This is a genomic window from Fulvivirga aurantia (assembly GCF_009711475.1).
Lineage (GTDB): Bacteria > Bacteroidota > Bacteroidia > Cytophagales > Cyclobacteriaceae > Fulvivirga > Fulvivirga aurantia.
Window position 1 is genome coordinate 1 of sequence record NZ_SMMD01000381.1, and the last position, 2,188, is coordinate 2,188.

Sequence of the window (2,188 nt, forward strand, 5' to 3'; positions counted from 1 at the left end):
CACCACTTCCGTCACCAGAAATAGTTATAAACTGAGAGACCTGGTCATACTTCCCGTTTTCGGCAGTGACTTTACATTTTACCGTGAAGGATCCGCAATTTTCAAAAGTGATATCCACAGATGGCTGATTATATAGTATACCGTACGTTACTCCTGAAGTATTCTCATACGACCACTCATAATCATAAGGCTCGCAACCGCTATTTACTGCCACTTCAAATGTTAGCGTTGTTCCTGCTTGTCCTCCTTCCCAGGTACCATAAGGAATAGCGTCAACTGATCTAAATAATGTATTGTGAATTTCCTGAGACTTTGAAGTTCCGCAAGCGTCTCTTGCAGTAATGTTCATTTTGTAACATGATGGCAAACCACTAAACGTATTCGTATGGTTATTTGAAGTGATATCTCTAAAATTAAAACTCTTGGTACTTCCATCAGCATTGGTCAAATTATAGGTAAGACGGTATGGAGGTTTGCCCCCACTTAAAGAAACACTTGCTGTATTTCCTGACATACTGCCAGAAGCAGAAAAATATGGTGCTGAATTTCTATAAGTAGCAACCTTTTTCCTCCCATACGTGTCTTGAATCTCACATGAAACTTCGAATCCGCATATCTGATCGGGGATGTCAATGGTTATCTCTTTAGCGTTTGTAGTGACCTCATCCAGGAAATTCCCGTTTTTCTTCCACGTATAGATAAATGGGCCATACCCCTGGTTTACTTGAGCTTTATATGTATCATCATCTACAGCAGAGACTATTACATGTAAATCATCAATTATGTCTTGCTTGCCATAGTTATACTCAATTAAGCCTGTTTGTACAGTCTCATGATCAAAGGTTTCGCGATGAGTTCTTATTAACCTACCCATCTCATCATACTCATAATGGGTATAGATATTATTAGCGTCCAGAATATGGCTCAGTTCTCCCCACTCATTATAAACATAACTCGTCATGGTAGCGTCTAATGGGTGAAAGCGGAAGTCATCAACAGTTAAGCCTGTACCTCCTGATGATTTCACCCCGAATTGTATATCTCCAGTTGTTCCTTCAAGAGATACATCTAAATTGGCTAAGTACCATTCTCCGGCTTTTTTCTCATCCACCAAATCGTCTCCGTTGAAACTAGCAAATATTGTTGAGCCATCTTTAGCATAAAGTTGTAGCTGATTTTTGTTGGCTTCATGCACCCACACGCTAAGGCGATAGTCTTTGGATCTATCAACCTCAGGAAAATCATAATATAATGCAGTGCCTCCATCTAACACTACTTCCACACTATGCTCACCAGTATGGGTTTTATATCCATCAGACTTTTGTCGCAAACCTGCATCTCCGACTCCCAATTTAATGTCACCACTGAAACGGAAATCATTTCTCATTTTTTCAAAACCAGAATATCCAAACTCATGATACTGCGCATTAGCCGCTGTCGAAAACACCTGATGATAATCAACGTCCATATGTGTGGCTGCATAATTACCATTCACATCCATAGCTTCTAATGCATGTGAATTGACATCATACAGTGTGATTTCACTATTCTTTTGCCATTGATCGGATGAAGGTGTCTGGCCATGTTGCCAGCCATCAAATTCTACAAAGGATGAGTAAGGATATAACCCATTAGGTTCTTGAGATACATCTACGTTATTTCCGAGGTATGAATATGAGCGGTGTTTGCGGTAAACATTGGAATTACCTTGAATCTCTTCTATTTGATTACTCCAGGTTTGAACAGACGAAGCTAAAAGAGATTTATCTAATTTTTTAATTTCAACATTTTCATACTCTACACTATATGGTAACTTTCCATCAAATCTAATTCCTAGCGAGTTATCTCCCACAAATTCAACTTTGAAAAAATACGGTTGATCGTCCAGGTAAAGTAAAAAATGATCATTGACCATTATTTCTTGCATACCATCCTCCATTCTTAAGGACCATAAGCAATTATTACAAGTGGAAGGCTCCAATGATACTTGATATTGAAGAATATTTTGAGGTATTGAATAAAGGGTAGTACTTCTCTGTCGTTCTTGAGTTAACATGTTTTTCCCTCTATTGATAGCAAGCCCCATTCCACTGTAAGCCTCGTAAGCCGGAAAAATTGACTCTATTTCAAAATTACCATACTCATCTTTTATAAGTCTTTTTTTAACCTGCCCAGAATAAAAATCATG

General features: G+C 38.4%; 1 protein-coding gene. It reads right to left on the reverse strand.

Annotated features, from left to right (window positions below; all coding sequences use genetic code 11):
• Positions 1-2,188 (reverse strand): RHS repeat domain-containing protein (locus E1176_RS20405; protein WP_185152560.1); only part of this gene is annotated, 2,188 nt, incomplete at both ends.